Raw genomic sequence first — 17,776 nt, forward strand, 5'->3', positions numbered from 1 at the left:
GAAAGAAAAAACATAACATAACTATCTGTTTTTATGGATATTTTATAATAAGTACTACACGTCGCTGGACTTCTAAAAACACTAAAATAGCGGACATCGCCTCCGCCATATTTGGTACCGACAAAGCCCTGATTATTCAGGGCTTTGTCGTTTCTGCAATTCGCTTTTCCTGGTCATCCCTTCGTGGATCGTTTCCGCAACTTTTCGGTCATTTCCGCAACTCTATCCCTTCGACATCGATGATCCGACCTCGACACTCAGGTGAGTTTGGCTATCTTCAACAGGCAGCTTTCGGCCAAAAGCGGTCAGTCAAAATCTGTAAAGGCTAGCGTGACACCCCGTTCAGCTTCCCGAAAACCGATCTCGACTATTTGTTAGATGCAACACCATCGCCGCCCGAGCCGCGTCGGGATCTTGCCGCTTGATGGCGTTGAAAATCGCTTCATGTTCCAGATTCGCCAGATGCCCCAATTGCGAAAAATCGGCGCCTCCACGTTCGTCCATCTTCACTTGGGTACGCGGAATCATGGCATTTCCCAAGTGCTGCATGATCTCTGTGAAAAACGTATTGCCGGTAGCCTCGGCAATTAGCTGGTGAAAGCGCTTGTCCTCTTCGACGCAACTGTCGTTGTTAGCCAGCGAAGCCTGGTAATCACTCAAGGCCTGACGCATGCGAGCGAGCTGTTCGTCAGATCTGCGAACAGCGGCCAGCGCAACGGCCTGCACCTCCAGACCCAATCGCAATTCCAGCATGTTTCTGACACTGGCGACAGTATCTACATGAAGGCGAAGCCCCGTCTGCGGCTGTTGCACCAACACGAACGTCCCGATTCCGTGTCGTGTTTCTACCAGACCCGAAGCCTGTAGCTTGGAGATAGCCTCCCGCACCACGGTGCGGCTCACGCCATGCTCGAGAACGATGGTGGATTCCGAAGGTAGCTTTTCGCCTGGCTTTAATTGCCCGAGCAAAATGCGCTGGGTGAGCGCTTCAACCACGCCTTGCGCCAGATTATTGGATCGTCTACGGATGGGAGTTCCGCTTTCAATTTGCATAGGTTTGAGTCCACAGAATTTCGCTTTAAAGAGCTTAACACCCGCCAGAGAGTCTCTGGCGAAATGCCGACGCCCTCCACTGGAGCCATGATACACCCGCCACTTGTATGACAACACACATATGCCAGATCAAGCCAATCGCACGAACTTCGACTGGACGAGCTCAACACCTCTCGCAAAACTCATTCAAAAATACGCATAAAAGCCATTAAACACTGAGCAAAATAACCAAAACCTGTTGTCCTGCCCTCTCATTATGAAAACAAACCACAACTCTGTGCATTGCGAACGGAAAAATCCACTTGTATGATGTCTATCAACAAGCCACACCAGACATCCCCATAAAAACCAGCGATGCAGGCGAAACACATGAATTCTCAAGAACTCAAGTCCATCCTCTCTGAAGGCCTCCTGTCCTTTCCATTGACCGACTTCGACGCAACCGGTGACTTCCGTGCGGACACCTACGCCAAGCGCCTTGAGTGGCTCGCGCCTTACGGCGCCAGCGCACTGTTTGCAGCCGGTGGCACAGGTGAGTTCTTTTCGCTCGAAGCCAGCGAATACTCGGAAATCATCAAAGTGGCTGTTGATACCTGCCGTGGCGAAGTGCCAATTCTCGCCGGCACCGGTGGCCCGACACGTCAGGCCATTGCATACGCTCAAGAGGCCGAGCGCCTGGGCGCCGCTGGCGTACTGTTGCTCCCTCACTACCTGACCGAAGCAAGCCAGGAAGGCCTGGTCGCTCACGTCGAGCAAGTCTGTAAATCCGTGGACTTCGGTGTAGTGGTCTACAACCGCAATGTCTGCCGACTGAACGCCGACAGCCTGGAGAAACTGGCTGATCGCTGTCCTAACCTGATCGGTTTCAAGGACGGCGTGGGCGACATTGAAAGCATGGTTTCGATCCGTCGCCGCCTGGGCGATCGCTTGACCTACCTCGGTGGCCTGCCAACCGCCGAAGTGTATGCCGCTGCCTATAAAGCGCTGGGTGTACCGGTCTACTCTTCAGCGGTATTCAACTTCATTCCGAAAACGGCCATGGAGTTCTACCGCGCAATCGCTGCCGAAGATCATGAAACCGTCGGCAAGCTCATCGACGATTTTTTCCTGCCTTACCTGGATATCCGCAACCGCTGCGAAGGCTATGGCGTGAGCATCGTCAAGGCCGGCGCCAGGCTGGTAGGCCACGATGCCGGCCCTGTACGAGCACCACTGACCGACCTGCTGCCCAACGAAATGGAAGAGCTGGACGTCTTGATCAAGAAACTCGGCGCCCAGTAATTCGACTGCTACAACCGGCGGCCAAGCCGCCGGCGTCACGCTCAAACCCGCATAAAAATAATCAGTGGGAGATTTGAATTGTGAACAATTCAAGCAATGCATCTGTCGTTCCAGAAGGTGATTCGGTTCTCGCGCGCGCCGTGAGCAAAGTGAAGAGGCATGTACTCCCACTTTTCGTGATCATGTTCATCCTCAACTACATCGACCGGGTCAATATCGGTTTCGTGCGCACGCACATGGAGCACGACCTCGGTATCGGCGCAGCCGCCTACGGCCTGGGCGCCGGCCTCTTCTTCATTGGCTACGCCCTCTTTGAAGTACCGTCCAACATGCTGCTGCAAAAAGTCGGTGCCCGCATTTGGCTGACCCGCATCATGTTCACGTGGGGCATCGTCGCCACGATGATGGCCTTCATCCAGAACGAAACCCATTTCTACATCTTGCGCTTTCTGCTGGGTGTCGCCGAAGCTGGCTTCTTCCCTGGCGTGATCTACTACTTCACGCGCTGGTTGCCAGGCGTCGAACGCGGTAAGGCCATTGCCATTTTCCTCAGTGGCTCGGCTGTGGCTTCGCTGATCTCAGGCCCGCTGTCGGGTGCCTTGTTGCAGATTGAAGGGTTCGGTTTTCATGGTTGGCAATGGATGTTTGCCATCGAAGGCCTGGCATCGGTCGCTTTGGGCTTCTTTGTCTGGTTCTGGCTTGACTCCAAACCCCATGACGCCAAGTGGATGACTCGCGAAGAGCAAGATGCACTGGTAGGCGCGATCGATCAGGAACAGCGCGAGCGTGAAGCGCTGACCACGGTCAAACCGACCATTGGCAAACTGCTTAAAGACCGCCAGATCCTGCTGTTTTGCGCCCTGTACTTTTGCATCCAGTTGACGATTTATGCCGCGACCTTCTGGCTCCCCAGCATCATCAAGAAGATGGGCGACCTGAGTGATGTGCAGGTAGGTTTTTTCAACTCGATCCCCTGGCTGATCTCCATCATCGCCATGTACACCTTCGCTGCGCTGTCCGGAAAGTTCAAATTCCAGCAAGCCTGGGTCGCAACTGCCCTGTTGATCGCGGCGGCTGGCATGTTCTTGTCCACCACTGGTGGGCCGATCTTCGCCTTTGTCGCCATCTGCTTCGCGGCCATCGGCTTCAAGTCCGCGTCTTCGTTGTTCTGGCCAATTCCCCAAGGCTATCTGGATGCTCGTATCGCCGCCGCCGTCATCGCACTGATCAACTCAATCGGCAACCTGGGTGGTTTCGTGGCACCAACGACCTTCGGCTTCCTGGAACAAACAACAGGGTCGATCCAGGGTGGCCTCTATGGTCTGGCCGGTACTTCGATACTCGCCGCGATTCTGGTGTTCTTTGCCAAAACCTCGCCGAAACCATCGGCCCCGCTGACGTCACCGGTCGTTGCTCCAAGGGTTGCGACCGTCAGCAAATCTCACTGACCCTATTGATCGCTGAACGACCTTTTTTGTAGGAACTTGCCATGAACGCTGAACATATTGCCAACACCACCAAGTCGCCTGTCGTCACCAGTTTTCAGGTCGTACCTGTAGCGGGCCACGACAGCATGCTGTTGAACCTGAGCGGTGCGCACGGGCCGTTCTTTACCCGCAACATCGTCATTATCAAAGACAGCTCCGGTAACACCGGCGTGGGCGAAGTCCCCGGTGGCGAGCGCATCCGCGAAACACTCGAAGACGCTCGTAGCCTGGTCATGGGTCAGCCCATTGGTCAGTACCAACGCATTCTCAATCAGATGCGGACAACCTTTGCATCGAGAGACTCCGCCGGTCGTGGCCTGCAAACCTTTGACCTGCGTATCACTATTCATGCCGTGACTGCGATGGAAGCCGCCCTGCTCGATCTGCTGGGTCAGTTCCTTGAGGTTCCGGTCGCCGCATTGCTGGGTGAAGGCCAGCAACGCGATGCGGTGAAGATGCTCGGTTACCTGTTCTACATCGGCGACCGCAATGCCACCGACCTGGCCTACCGCGACGAAGCCGATGCTGAAGACGAATGGTTTCGAGTGCGTCACGAGAAGGCAATGACCGCCGAAGCCGTCGTGCGACTGGCAGAAGCTGCGAAAGCGAAATACGGCTTCAACGACTTCAAGCTCAAGGGCGGTGTATTGAGTGGCGATGAAGAAATTGAAGCAGTGACGGCGCTGGCTGAACGCTTTCCCGATGCCCGTATCACCCTTGACCCGAATGGCGCCTGGTCGCTTAAAGAAGCCATCCGTTTGTGCCGGGATCAGCATCAGGTGCTCGCCTACGCGGAAGACCCTTGCGGCGCAGAAAACGGCTACTCGGGCCGCGAAGTCATGGCCGAATTCCGCCGCGCTACGGGGCTGAAAACTGCAACCAACATGATCGCGACCGACTGGCGCGAAATGGGCCATGCCATCCAGTTGCAATCGGTCGACATCCCGCTCGCAGATCCGCATTTCTGGACAATGCAAGGCTCAGTCCGGGTTGCCCAAATGTGTCACGAATGGGGCCTGACTTGGGGTTCTCATTCCAACAACCACTTCGATATCTCGTTGGCGATGTTCACCCAAGTGGCGGCCGCCGCACCAGGAGACATCACCGCCATCGATACGCACTGGATCTGGCAAGACGGTCAGCGCCTGACCAAGCAACCGCTGAAAATTGAAGGTGGCTACGTCAAGGTGCCAACCAAGCATGGCCTGGGCGTAGACATCGACATGGACGCCGTGGCCAAGGCGCACGAACTCTACAAAGGCATGGGCCTCGGCGCTCGGGACGACAGTGTCGCGATGCAATTCCTGATTCCTGGCTGGAGCTTCAACAACAAGCAACCTTGTCTGGTGCGCTGATCCATAGAGACACGTTCAGGTGCCACAAGTACCGCCAACTCATCTATAGAGCCTCATCTTTCAGCAACAAGGGGGCACCAACAGTGCCCCTTCCCCTGCGTCGCATCATTTAACCGGCTTCAGACAAGCAGACATTGCTCAACCTGAAGCGCATGGAGACCGACATGTTCACACTACTTGGCGAAAATTTTATCGCTGGCGAACGTAGCGCCGACGGCGAACAGCAACTAAAAAGCCTGGACGCAACGACTGGCCAGCCTCTGCCGTACGATTTTTATCAAGCGACAGAAGCCGAAGTAGACCGCGCCGCTTTGGCTGCCGAGGCGGCATTCCTCGAATATCGTCAACTGAGCTCGACACGCAGGGCCGAGTTTCTCGATGCCATCGCTGATGAGATTGATCAACTGGGTGAAGACTTCGTCGCCATCGTCTGCCAGGAAACCGCGTTGCCGGCGGGCCGCATTCAGGGAGAACGGGCACGCACCAGTGGCCAGATGCGCCTGTTCGCCAACGTGCTGCGCCGTGGCGACTATCTCGGCGCACGCATCGACTTACCCTTGCCTGATCGCAAGCCACTACCACGAGGCGATTTGCGTCAATACCGTATCGGTGTAGGCCCGGTTGCCGTGTTTGGCGCCAGTAATTTCCCCTTGGCGTTTTCGACTGCGGGGGGCGATACCGCCGCAGCACTGGCGGCGGGTTGCCCTGTCGTATTCAAGGCGCACAGCGGCCACATGGCAACGGCCGACCAAGTTGGCTGCGCCATTCTTCGAGCGGCCGAGCGCACTGGCATGCCCAAGGGCGTGTTCAATATGATTTTCGGCGCTGGCGTGGGTGAATGGCTGGTCAAGCATCCGGCCATTCAAGCAGTCGGTTTTACCGGTTCGCTTGGCGGCGGCAATGCGCTGTGCAAGATGGCGGCAGAACGCCCACAACCGATCCCCGTGTTTGCCGAGATGTCCAGCATCAACCCGGTAGTGCTGCTGCCTGTCGCCTTGTCCTCCAGAGGCGAGACCGTAGCCAAGGATCTGGCGGCATCCGTGGTTATGGGATGCGGTCAGTTCTGCACCAATCCTGGCCTGGTGATCGGCATAAAATCGCCGCAGCACACTCAGTTCCTTGAGCACTTGCAAGGCCAAATGGCTGTGCAGGCACCGCAGACCATGCTGAACGCTGGAGGCTTGCGCAGCTATTCCAAAGGACTCGAACATTTGCATGCCCATGCCGGCATCACCCACCTGACGGGTTCTGCTCAGACCGGCAATCAGGCGCACCCACAACTGTTCAAAGCGGATGTGAGCCTGTTGCTGGAAGGTGACGAGCTGTTGCAGGAAGAAGTGTTTGGCCCGACCACGATTGTGATCGAAGTAGCAGACGATGCTGAACTCAAGCTTGCCCTTCAATCGTTACGCGGTCAGCTGACCGCCACGCTGATTGGCGAACCTGCCGACCTCCAACAGTACCAATGGCTTGTGCCGGTACTGGAACAAAAGGTCGGGCGGATATTGGTTAACGGCTACCCGACTGGCGTGGAAGTCTGCGAGGCCATGGTTCACGGCGGGCCGTACCCGGCCACATCGGATTCGCGCGGCACGTCCGTAGGCACTTTGGCGATTGATCGCTTTCTGCGCCCGGTCTGCTTCCAGAACTATCCCGATGCGCTCTTACCTCCAGCGTTGCAAAACAGCAACCCACTCAAGCTCAAACGCCTGGTCAACAGCGAGTGGAGTGAAGCCGCTATCGGTTAAGCCGCCACCCACGGTTTGATAGCCGGATACGCGGCGCAGAAATTTGCGCCGCCATCCTGTGAATCAAGCCGCATCAAGGGCCGTCGGCAGGATCCATTACAAGCTGGGGTTGATATGGACACCATCACGATTGAGCCTTGCCATCCCCTTCATCGACGATCCACTGGTTTGAATCAGTCAAGAAACCTGTCGTCCATACTCGCTCAGGTACTGACCGAGCGAATCATCAGCGGTGCATTTGAACCCGGGCAGAGACTGCCTCCAGAAGCGCAAGTCATGGCTGAGCATGGCGTCAGCCGAACCGTTGTGCGTGAAGCCATTTCGCAACTGCAAACCCGTGGACTGATCATTACCAGACACGGCATCGGCTCATTCGTCAGCGACACACCGGATTGCGACTTACACCCTAATTCAAATGCCTCCCTTGAAGACGTCATCGCCGTCATCGAGTTGCGTATCAGTGTCGAGGTGGAAGCCGCAGGTTTTGCCGCGCAGCGTAGAAGTCCGCAGGATCTGGCATGCATGCAAGAAGCCCTCAACATACTTGCAGACCCGACCATCAGTCGTGATGTGGCGGCAGCAGCCGACCATGCGTTTCACCGACAGATCGCCATGGCAACGGCTAACCGTTACTTCGTGGATATCACCGACCATCTCGGCATCGACCTGATACCCCGCAAGCGCCTGAATAGCGCCGCTCTCAATGGTGGGGATCGAACGGAATACGGATTGCGTTTACAGCGCGAGCACCAAGCGATTTACCAAAGCATTGCCGATGGTGACCCTGTCGCTGCCAAGGCGGCCATGCATCTGCACCTCAGCAGTATTCGTGAGCGTTTACGTCACGCTCTCTTCAGATAACGACTGACTCAACCGGTTGTGCGGAAGTAATCCTGTGCCATGCGCAGGAAAGGTGGCAGTGCAGGGTTGTCGTTGTCACTCCTGGAAACCATGTGCACCTCCGCACGCGGCTGAGCATCTTCAAGGGGACGGAACTGCAAATGCCCCATGTAAAGCTCACGAGCAGCGGCTGGCACAATCGCCAAACCCAGGCCCGCCCGCACCAATCCGAGAATGGAGTGGGTCTGCCCCAGGTAATGCAGGTAACGCGGCGAAACACCTGCCATGGCGAACAGCCCGACGATGCAGTCATAGAAATAGCGCCCCTCATCCGGCGAATACATCACGAAGGGTTGCTGATCCAGATCGGCCACCGCAATCGTCGCCCGCTGCGCCAAAGGGTGCGCGTTCGACATCACCACCAGCAGCGGCTCGCTGCAAATCAACTGCGAGTCGAACCCCAGATGGGGCGCCGCTCGCCGTACGAAACCGACGTCAATCATGCTCGCCGCCAAGGCGTCGGTCTGGGCGCCGGACACCATTTCGTGCAACTCAAAACCAACGTCCGGCAGCCGTTGCGCAGCATGTCCCAGCAAACCGGGAATCAGGTGGTAGCCACTGACTGCGGTAAACCCCAAAAGCAGCTGCCCTGCTTCGCCCCGCGCCAAACGCCGCGCCGCTGTACCTGCTTGCTCGGTGTACGCCAAGACGTGCCGGGCGTCACGCAGGAAATGCTGCCCGGCGACAGTGAGCTGCACGTTGCGATTACTGCGCTCAAGCAAAGTGACGCCCAGCGAACGTTCCAGCATCTGGATCTGCCGGCTCAAAGGTGGCTGGGTCATGAACAAACGTTTGGCGGCCCGACCGAAATGCAGCTCTTCGGCAACCATCACAAAACAGCGGAGTTGATGGAGTTCCATGATTCAATTCTTGTATTGATCGATCCAGTATCAATGTTAGACCAGCATCGTTCGTTTTCCTACTCTGGAACCACACGCAGGCAACTGCTTGTCGCCCGCCCAGATAAATACAATTCAAGGAACGCGACATGAAGATCAACATCCTCCTTACCCAACCTGTACCGGATCTGATCGATGCCCGGTTACAGGCGTCTTATGCCGTTCACCGTCTGTACGAAGCCGCCGATCAGGACGCGTTTCTGGCCGAGGTAGGCCACACCATTCGCGGCGTGGTCACCGGTGGCGCCAAAGGTCTGTCCAACTCGATCATGAATCGCCTGCCTGCACTGCAAGTCATCGCGATCAGTGGCATCGGCACTGACGCAGTGGATCTCGTCAATGCCGCCGCTCGCGGTGTTCAAGTGACCACCACGCCCGGTGTATTGACCGATGACGTCGCGGACATGGGCATGGGTTTGTTGATCATGACCCTGCGCGATCTCGTCACCGGCGACCGCATCGTTCGCGACGGCCAATGGGGCAGTGTCGCGCAACCGCTGGCACGCAAAGTGACCGGCATTCAACTGGGTATCGTCGGGCTGGGTCGGGTTGGCCATGCCATCGCCAAACGCGCCTCGGCCTTCGATATGACGGTGAGCTACACCGACCTGCGTGAGCAACCGCAGAGCGGCTATCACTTCGTTCCCGACCTGATCGACCTGGCGCGCCGCAGCGATGTGCTGATGCTGGCGGCGTCCGCCGATAACGGCAGCGCGATCATCACACCTGCGGTACTTCAGGCTTTGGGCGCCAACGGCTATCTGATCAATGTCGCGCGCGGCAAGTTGGTGGATGAGCCCGCGCTGATAGCGGCCTTAAGCGACGGCACCATCGCCGGCGCCGGCCTTGATGTGTTCGCCGATGAACCACGCGTGCCGGATGCCCTGCGCTCGCTGAGCAATGTGGTGCTGCAACCGCATCGCGCCAGCGCCACCGAACAAACGCGCCTGGCCATGGGCGAAATCGTATTGGCCAATTTGCGGGCCTGCTTTGCCGGTTCTCCGCTACCGACTGCTGTCGCTTGCTGAGAAATGCACGCTACTTACTCCAACAATAAAACTTCCCCCCGAGGGAAGCCGGAAAGCACCATGACCTCCAAGATCGCACCGCTAGCAATCCCGCTTGAAAAGGCCCATGTCGGGCGTCGGCGCTTTGTCATTCTGGCGATGATTTTCATTGTCACCGTCCTCAATTATGCCGACCGGGCGACCATGTCCATCGCCGGTACGGGCGTGATCAAAGACTTGGGACTGGATCCCATGATGCTGGGCATGATCTTTTCTGCGTTTGCCTGGGCTTACGCGCTGGGCCAAATCCCAGGCGGCTGGTTGCTGGACAAATTCGGCGCAAGAAGGGTCTACGGTTGCAGCCTGTTCCTGTGGTCATTGTTCACCATGATGCAAGGCACCGTGGGCTGGATCGGGCTCGTCGGCTCCTCGGCAGCAATCACCTTGTTCGGCATGCGTTTCATGCTCGGTCTTGTAGAGTCTCCGGCATTCCCGGCCAATAACCGTATCGTGTCCTGCTGGTTTCCGACCAGTGAACGTGGCACCGCTTCCGCACTGTTCAACTCGGCGCAATACATGGCCGTTGTGGTCTTCGCTCCGCTCATGGCCTGGCTGACCCATTCCTGGGGTTGGGAACATGTGTTCATCTGGATGGGCGGGCTTGGGCTGGTGGCCACGGTGTTCTGGTTCGCGCTTTATCACGAGCCTCACAGTGATCCTCGCCTCACCGAACCCGAGTTGCAGTACATGCGCGATGGCGGTGCTCTGGTGGATCTGGAAATCACGCGTAAAGCCACCAAACCAAAACTGAAATTGAAGGAAGTCGCCCAGCTCTTCAATAACCGGACACTGTGGGCGATCTATCTGGGGCAATACTGCATCACCGCCCTCACCTACTTCTTCATCACCTGGTTTCCTATCTACCTGATCCAGGGGCGAGGCATGACGATCATGCAAGCAGGATGGGTGGCTGCGATGCCGGCGATCTGTGGTTTCTCGGGAGGTGTGCTGGGCGGCGTGGTTTCCGATTATCTGATCCGTCGAGGCGTACATCCCTCAAGGGCTCGCAAAACGCCTTTCATCATCGGTATGGCATTGGCTTCCAGCCTGGTTTCCGCAAATTATGTCGATGCCAACTGGATGGTGATAGCGTTGATGGCCCTGGCATTTTTCGGCAAAGGACTGGCAGCGGTAGGCTGGGCAGTACTGTCCGACACAGCGCCCAAAAGCATGGTGGGGTTAAGTGGCGGGGTATTTAACGGCATCGGTAACGTGGCAGGGATCATCACGCCGGTAGTCATTGGCTATTTTGTTGCAACCACTGGCTCGTTCGACTCGGCACTATGGTTTGTAGCCGCTCACGGTTTGCTTGGAATCTTTGGCTACGTGGTACTTGCCGGGCGATTTGAGCGTGTCGTTATCGAGGATGCAGAGACTTCCCGGGAAACCTCCTGAGTAAATGAGTGGCTGGGGCCAGGAAGTATGCGCTTTTGGCTGTTCTCCGTCGGTTGTGACCGGCTGCTTCTGGCCGAACGCGGACAATACAGGCCACGTCATAAATGCAGCTGTTTTACTCTTCCAGTGCAAATCCATAGTCGCCGTTTCTGCCATTCGGGAATGGCGCACATTGCCTCACCTCCCGCGTGATCGCGGCAGGTGAGGCCTGCACCGGCACTGCACGTTACAAGGTGTAGGCAATACCGACTTGTACTGTTCGCGGCGCTCCCGGATAGGCATAGACGTTACCGAATGCACCCTCTTCATAATCACGGTCAAACAGGTTCTTCACGTCAAGATTGAGCCGCACCTTGTCATTGACCTTATAGAAGCTGAGCAGGTCGACCACGGTGTAGCTGCCCATCGAAAACGCGGTGTTGGCGGTTTGTCCCGCGCGCTCGTCGACGTACTTGAGCCCGGTGCCCAAGCCCAACCCCTTAAAGGTGCCATCCTGGAACTCATACATATTCAGCAGGCTGAAGCTGTTTTTCGGGATGTTCAGCAGTCGCGTGCCGGAGCGTAATACGTTGTCTTTGGTCACTTCGGCATCGACATAGGCGTACCCACCAATCACGCGCCATTCGGGCGTCAGGTTGCCGGCCACGTTGACGTCGAAACCACGGCTGCGCACCTCACCCGCCGCGACGCTGAAGGTCGAATCAACAGGATCGGTGGTCAGCACGTTACGCTTTTCGATCTGATAGATCGCCGCGTCGACACTCAACTGCTGATCCAGCGCTTCCCACTTGATGCCCATTTCGTACGACTTGCCTTTCTCCGGCTCGAACCCGCCGCCCTGACGACTGGCGCCGGTGTTCGGTTTGAACGAGCGCGCGGTGTTGGCATAGATCGCTAATGTGTCGGTCAAGTCGTAGGTGACGCCGATGCGCGGCGTCACCGCGTTGTCACTCGCCTGCCAGCTCTTGGCGCCGGGCACATAGGTTTCGTAGTCATGTTCAAAGCGCTCGAAACGCGCCCCGGCCAGTACTTTCAGTCTGTCAGTCAACGCCACCTGATCCTGCACGAACGCGGCATACGTCTTGAGGTTTTCCTTGTCATCAGTGGGCGTGCGGGTGAGTGCCGGACGTGGTTGGCCGTACACCGGATCGAAGATGTCGATCGGGTAAGCACCAACGGCTCCGCTGGAGCGTTGAATGATCGACTTGTAGTCGTAATCCTCATACTCGATACCGGTGAGCAACGTGTGCTGCAAACCCGCGGTTTCGAAATGGCCGGTCAGATTGACCTGGGTATCCTTGTCGGTCCACTCCAGCTTGCGATAGTTGAAATTGCGCCCCAGAGTGCGGCCGTCAGCGGCAATACCGTTGGCCTCGATGGCATTGCCCTTGAGCGATCCGTCGAGCCACTGGAAGCCGCCGCCTAACGTCCAGTCGTCGTTGAGCATGTGCTCGAAACGCAGTTGCGCCATGTTGTTGTCGTTATGCAGTTTACCAACGTCTTTTTCGCCAAAAAAACTGTCGCGCGAGGCAGTCCCTATCTGCTTCGCATAGCGAGTAACGCCTCGATCCAGAGGCGCGTTGTTGCGCATGAAATCGCCTTCGAAAATCAGCTTGGTCGCGTCGGTTGCCTGCCAGGTGAGCACGGGCGCGATGCCGTAGCGCTCGGTTTCAACGTGATCTCGAAAGGTGTCGCCGCCCTCGCCCACTACGTTAAGTCGGTAGGCCAGACGCCCTTCCTCGTCGAGCGGGCCGGAAGCATCCAGCGTGCCGCGCTTCATGCCCTGATCATTGAGTTGGCTGCCAAGAGTGACGGTGCGCTCGGGCAACGGCTGTTTGGTCACCACGTTGAAGGTGCCGCCAGGATCACCCCGACCATAGAGCATGGTGGCCGGGCCGCGCAGCACCTCGAGGCGTTCGATCGTGTTGGCATCCGGCATGTTCGGATAGCCGCGGTTGATCGGGAAACCGTTGCGATAAAACTCGCCGGTGGTGAAGCCACGCACGGTAAATGTGGTCAGGCCCTGGCCACCAAAATTGTTCGCCCGCCCGACGCCACCGGCGTAGTCCAGCGCGTCCTGCAAACGGGTGGCGCCCAGATCCTCAACCACATCCTTCGAAACCACACTGATCGATTGTGGGGTTTCGTGGATCGACGTGTCGGTACGTGTGGCACTGGCCGATCGAGTCGCCCGATAACCCTGCACCGGGCCGTCCGCCCTCTCGTAATTGGCAGTACCGATCACATCGGTTGCGTCGAGTTCGAGCGTTGAGGGTGTGCCCTCCACTTGTTCAGCCCAAGAGGCAGGCGACTAGGCTTGCAGCACACAAATGGAAAGCAGGGTTCGACGCATGAAGAGAGAAACCTTTACGAATAGGCCAATACAGGGAGTAAAACCGCCAAAATCCCGCGCATGCTATACAAACACATTCGCAATTGACACAAATTCCCATTAACGTATGCAGCGCTGGTATACCTCCCCTCCCCCAAGACCCTACGCCCGCATTTGCCTGAGGTGCTATCGCCTGAGTAGAATGCGAGTAATTATCAATCATGTACTTTCCGGGATGCCGATGAGCAGCGACGACACACTAGGCACTGCAGATCTAGCGCTGCTCTATCGCACCCACCACTCGTGGTTACATGGCTGGCTGAGCCGACGCATTGGTTGTCGCGATAACGCCGCAGACCTGGCGCAAGACACCTTTGTGCGTCTGCTCAAATCCCGGCAATCAAGCCCCTTGCGCGAACCCCGTGCTTATCTGAGTAGCATTGCCCGCGGGCTGATGATTGATCAGTATCGTCGTCGCGAACTCGAACGTGCCTACCTGGAAAGCGTCGCGTTGCTGCCTCAACACGAGGTGCCCTCGGAAGAAAGCCGACTGCTCATTCTGGATTCGCTCGAGCGAATCGACCGCATGCTCGACATGCTCAAACCGCGAGTTCGCCAGGCGTTTTTATTTGCCCGGCTCGACGGTTTGACCTGTGCGCAAATAGCCGAAAAACTCGGCGTTTCCCGGGCGACGGTGGAGCGCGACCTGGCCACCGCACTGCAACACTGCTATCGGTTGCGTTATGTCGAGGCATGAGTCGCAGGCGCTGGATCCGGCCGTTGTAGACCAGGCCATCCACTGGCAAGTGCGTCTGCGCTTCAACAAGGCAGATGAGCAAACGCAGCGCACTTTTGAGCATTGGCTGCAGCAGCGTCCAGAGCATCGATTGGCGTGGCAGCGTGTGGAATCGCTTGGGGATGAGTTCGCGAGCATGCCGCCGCAATTGGCCCGACAAACCCTTGATGGTTCCCGCCATGGCCTGCGCCGACGGGAAAGCTTGAAGCTATTAGGCCTTTTGGCCACGGTTGGCGCCGCCGCCTGGCTCGGCCGGGATTACACACCCGTACCGGCCATGCTTGCGCAGCAACGCAGCAGCACCGGCGAGCAACGCCGCGTGCAACTCGATGACGGCAGCCTTGTCCAGCTCAATAGCGACAGCGCTGTCGACAGTGATTTCGACGCCCAGCGACGTCTGCTCATTCTGCGGCGTGGTGAGGTCATCGTGAATGTCGGCGCGGATGAACACGCGGCGCACGCGCGTCCCTTTTGGGTACAAACACGCGACGGAATCATGCGCGCACAGAGTCCCCGCTTCCTGGCGCGGGAACGTGACGACGGCACCTTGCTCGCGGTTCAGGGAGGCACCGTCACGGTATTTCCTGGCGCCAGTCAAACCCTGGCCGCCAGCGGTAGCCGCAGTGCCCAGACCGCCAATCAGTTGCTGTTTACATCAAGTGGCGCCCGTGAGTACAGGGACAACGGGCTGGATGTCTGGGGCTGGAATGACGGGGTGATCAGCGCACGCAATATGCGCCTTGGTGATTTTATCGCGGAGTTGTCGCGCTACCGCCCCGGCGTATTGCGCTGCGCCGAAGAGGTTGCCGACCTTCGGGTTTCCGGCACTTTTCAGCTCGCCGACAACGATCAGGTACTGACATTGGTCGCGCAGTCGCTGCATTTGCGCGTTGATTATCGGACGCGTTATTGGGTGACGTTGACCGCTGCCAGTTGAATAAGCTTCTTTTGTCTTATTTAGCAAAATTAATGAGGTAGTTTCTCATTCTCGTTCGACTTGTAAGGAAGGCCGACTTACAGGCCAATCTGTCGATACCCTTCCTTGGAGCGAGAAAATGAGTTCGTCCGCGGTCACACAGCGCCATCCACTGAGCCACGCCGTACACGGTGTGATTTTGGGTTTGATGGTCAGCAGTTACGCCCTGCCGTCGCTGGCGCAATCTTCGAGCGCTGAACAGCGCAAACAGGTTCAGCAGTGGAATATCGCTGCCGGCCCACTGGCGCCGGCGCTTGACCGTTTTGCGCGCGAGGCTGGCATCAGTCTTTCCTACGATGCCTCGAGCGTTGCGAATCGCACAACGGCAGGCGTGAACGGCAGCCTGGATACGTCGACCGCACTGTCGACGTTATTGCAGGGAAGCGAATTGCAGATCGAGCAGCAAGGCCCGTCCGCTTACCTGCTGACACCTCAACCAGCGCCTGCCGGCCCACTTGAACTCGACGCAACGGGTATCGAGGACTACCGCCTCGCCCCCCTCATCATCAATGCCAAGGTCAGGGTCAGTGCCGACGACGACGCCAACTCAGTGGTCGCCAAGGAACTCTGGGTTGGCGGCAAAGTGGCCACCAGCATTCTCAATACACCGGCATCGGTATCGGTGGTTACCAACAAGGAAATGGAACAGCGCAGCGTCAGCACCACGGAAGAGGCGCTGCAATACACGCCGGGCGTGATCACTGACTTCTACGGCACGGATGACCGTAACGACTATTTCCAGATCCGCGGTTTCCAGGCCACCACCTACCGTGACGGCTTGACCCTGAGTTCGATGCGCGGCGTGCGCGAAGATCCATTCGCTTATGAGCGCATCGAAATTCTGCGCGGCGCCAACTCCACCCTGTTCGGCCCGGCCGATCCCGGAGGCTCGGTAAACTTCGTGACCAAACAGCCGCGCTTCGAGCAGTTTGGCCAAGGCTATGTGACCTACGGCTCCTTTGACCATGTCGAGACAGGCATCGATGTCGGCGATGCGTTGAACGACGAAAAAACCCTGGCTGGCCGCTTTACTGCCAAAGGCCAAAACAGCGACCGCGAGTACGATCACTCGCAGGACGACAACCAGTTGTTTATGGGTGGCCTCACCTGGGCACCGACGGATTTCACGTCGGCGACGATGATTCTCGACTACCTGAAAACCGAAAGTTCGCCCAACAGTGGCGGCTATCCGCTGGACAAGGAATACGACCGCAGCAAGTTCTATGGCGAGCCCAGCTACAACTTTCACGATGTCGAGCGCACCAGCCTCAGCGGTAACATCACCCATGACTTCGACAATGGCTTCGTGCTGCGCAGCAATCTGCGCTACAGCAAGTTGACCGATGATTTTGGCTACGTATATCTGAGCGACAGCGCCGCACGTGTCGGTACTACCGTTGACCGCTATCAGTTTGGAACGGACACCGAAGCCGACCAGTTCAACGGCAATCTGATGCTGCAATACGATGCCCGTTTCGAGAACATCGACAGCAGCAGCCTGGTGGGCGTGGAGTACCTCGATTCGACCACCAAGGAAAGCTCGGTCTACGCCCCGACGACCTCGATTGACATTGCAAACCCCGTCTTCACTGGCGTTTCACGCTCAATCGCGCCGTATGCCGTGAACAAGCGAGACGCGACCACCAAAGCCGTATTCCTGCAGCAGAACCTGTCGTTCTACGAGCGGTTCATCGTCACCGGGGGCGTGCGCAACGACTCGATGGACCTGACCAGCAAAGGCCTGGAATCGACTGAGAAAGACACCTTCTCCGAAACCTCTTACCGAGGTGCATTGACCTACATCGTCAACGATGAGGTGTCGACCTATGTGAGCATGGTGGAATCGGTCTCGCCGCCGCAGGTTGGTGTCACACCGCAGACCGGCAGGCAGTACGAGATAGGCGTGAAGTATGCGCCGATGGGGATGGACGCCCTGTTCTCCGCAGCCGTTTATGACCTGACCCAGGAAAACGTCACCATCGCCGTGGTGCTGCCGAGCGGCATCATTGAGCAACAGACAGTGGGCGAGTCGCGTGCGCGCGGCCTCGACCTGGAGGCCAAGGCGCAGGTGACGCAGAACCTCAGCCTGATCGGTGGTTATTCCTATATGGAGTCCGAGGTACAGCGCGGTTCGTTGTATGACGGCAGCTCCCTGAAGGGTAATGAATTCGCCACGGCACCCAAGCATTCCGCTTCGCTCTGGAGTTATTACGACGTCCCCGCCACGAATGTCAGCGTTGGCTTGGGTGCGCGCTACGTCGGCTCGTATTACTTCGACGCCGCCAACTCCGGCAAAAGCGATGGCACCACGCTGTTCGACGCCGCGTTCAACTACAAAATCACCAAGGGCACCGACCTTGCGGTGAACCTCAGCAACCTGCTGGATGAGCAGCACGTGGTCGGTTCCGGCACCGCAAACTTCTACAACCCGGGTCGTGAGACTACCGCCAAAGTGAGTTACAAGTGGTAAGCCGGTAGGCAGGCCTT

Annotated in this window: 12 protein-coding genes and 1 pseudogene; 10 read left to right on the plus strand and 3 right to left on the minus strand. The window is 57.5% G+C overall.

The features are described 5' to 3' along the window. Positions 1-342 precede the first annotated feature (342 nt). The gene (locus QMX93_RS04920) at positions 343-1,053 is read right to left on the minus strand and encodes a FadR/GntR family transcriptional regulator (protein ID WP_282353194.1); all 711 of its coding nucleotides are present in this window, start codon (positions 1,051-1,053) and stop codon (positions 343-345) included. Between the two features lie 369 nt (positions 1,054-1,422). Between QMX93_RS04920 and kdgD the strand changes: the two genes are divergently transcribed. The 5 genes from kdgD (at position 1,423) to QMX93_RS04945 (ending at position 7,785) form a co-directional block, all read left to right on the plus strand. Beyond that, on the plus strand, positions 1,423-2,334 hold the full coding sequence (kdgD, locus tag QMX93_RS04925) for a 5-dehydro-4-deoxyglucarate dehydratase (RefSeq protein ID WP_282353196.1): 912 nt from the start codon (positions 1,423-1,425) through the stop codon (positions 2,332-2,334). An 80-nt stretch (positions 2,335-2,414) separates the two neighbouring features. Next, the gene (locus QMX93_RS04930; RefSeq protein ID WP_282353198.1) at positions 2,415-3,782 is read left to right on the plus strand and encodes an MFS transporter; all 1,368 of its coding nucleotides are present in this window, start codon (positions 2,415-2,417) and stop codon (positions 3,780-3,782) included. 41 nt (positions 3,783-3,823) lie between these two features. Then, complete coding sequence (gene gudD / locus QMX93_RS04935) at positions 3,824-5,176, plus strand: glucarate dehydratase (protein ID WP_282353200.1); 1,353 nt, start codon at positions 3,824-3,826, stop codon at positions 5,174-5,176. 164 nt (positions 5,177-5,340) lie between these two features. Next, the gene (locus tag QMX93_RS04940; RefSeq protein ID WP_282353202.1) at positions 5,341-6,924 is read left to right on the plus strand and encodes an aldehyde dehydrogenase (NADP(+)); all 1,584 of its coding nucleotides are present in this window, start codon (positions 5,341-5,343) and stop codon (positions 6,922-6,924) included. Between the two features lie 114 nt (positions 6,925-7,038). Beyond that, positions 7,039-7,785 carry a FadR/GntR family transcriptional regulator gene (locus tag QMX93_RS04945; protein WP_282353204.1) on the plus strand — a complete coding sequence of 249 codons (747 nt, stop codon included), beginning with the start codon at positions 7,039-7,041 and terminating at the stop codon, positions 7,783-7,785. An 8-nt stretch (positions 7,786-7,793) separates the two neighbouring features. Here the strand turns inward: QMX93_RS04945 and QMX93_RS04950 are convergent, their stop codons facing one another. Beyond that, entirely contained in the window at positions 7,794-8,684 is an 891-nt protein-coding gene (locus QMX93_RS04950; RefSeq protein ID WP_282353206.1) for a LysR family transcriptional regulator, read from the minus strand. A 128-nt stretch (positions 8,685-8,812) separates the two neighbouring features. Here QMX93_RS04950 and QMX93_RS04955 point away from each other — a divergent pair, with 128 nt between their 5' ends. Both QMX93_RS04955 and QMX93_RS04960 read left to right on the plus strand, forming a co-directional pair. Further along, the gene (locus tag QMX93_RS04955; RefSeq protein WP_282353208.1) at positions 8,813-9,751 is read left to right on the plus strand and encodes a 2-hydroxyacid dehydrogenase; all 939 of its coding nucleotides are present in this window, start codon (positions 8,813-8,815) and stop codon (positions 9,749-9,751) included. 60 nt (positions 9,752-9,811) lie between these two features. Then, on the plus strand, positions 9,812-11,185 hold the full coding sequence (locus tag QMX93_RS04960) for an MFS transporter (RefSeq protein WP_282353210.1): 1,374 nt from the start codon (positions 9,812-9,814) through the stop codon (positions 11,183-11,185). A 226-nt stretch (positions 11,186-11,411) separates the two neighbouring features. On the opposite strand, the pseudogene QMX93_RS04965 reads toward QMX93_RS04960, so the two are convergent. After that, positions 11,412-13,538, minus strand: a pseudogene (locus tag QMX93_RS04965) (TonB-dependent siderophore receptor). Between the two features lie 220 nt (positions 13,539-13,758). On the opposite strand from QMX93_RS04965, the gene QMX93_RS04970 reads away from it, so the two are divergent. The 3 genes from QMX93_RS04970 (at position 13,759) to QMX93_RS04980 (ending at position 17,759) form a co-directional block, all read left to right on the plus strand. After that, entirely contained in the window at positions 13,759-14,274 is a 516-nt protein-coding gene (locus tag QMX93_RS04970; protein WP_053120679.1) for a sigma-70 family RNA polymerase sigma factor, read from the plus strand. Beyond that, positions 14,261-15,250 (plus strand): FecR domain-containing protein, encoded by a 990-nt coding sequence (locus tag QMX93_RS04975; protein WP_282353212.1) that lies wholly within the window; start codon positions 14,261-14,263, stop codon positions 15,248-15,250. Before QMX93_RS04970 ends, QMX93_RS04975 begins: the two co-directional genes overlap by 14 nt. Positions 15,251-15,368: 118 nt before the next feature. Then, a complete protein-coding gene (locus QMX93_RS04980) occupies positions 15,369-17,759 on the plus strand; it encodes a TonB-dependent siderophore receptor (protein WP_282353214.1) in 2,391 nt (796 codons plus the stop codon). The last annotated feature ends 17 nt before the right edge of the window (positions 17,760-17,776 follow it).

This window comes from Pseudomonas sp. PS01303 (assembly GCF_029959385.1).
In the GTDB taxonomy this organism is placed as follows: domain Bacteria; phylum Pseudomonadota; class Gammaproteobacteria; order Pseudomonadales; family Pseudomonadaceae; genus Aquipseudomonas; species Aquipseudomonas rustica.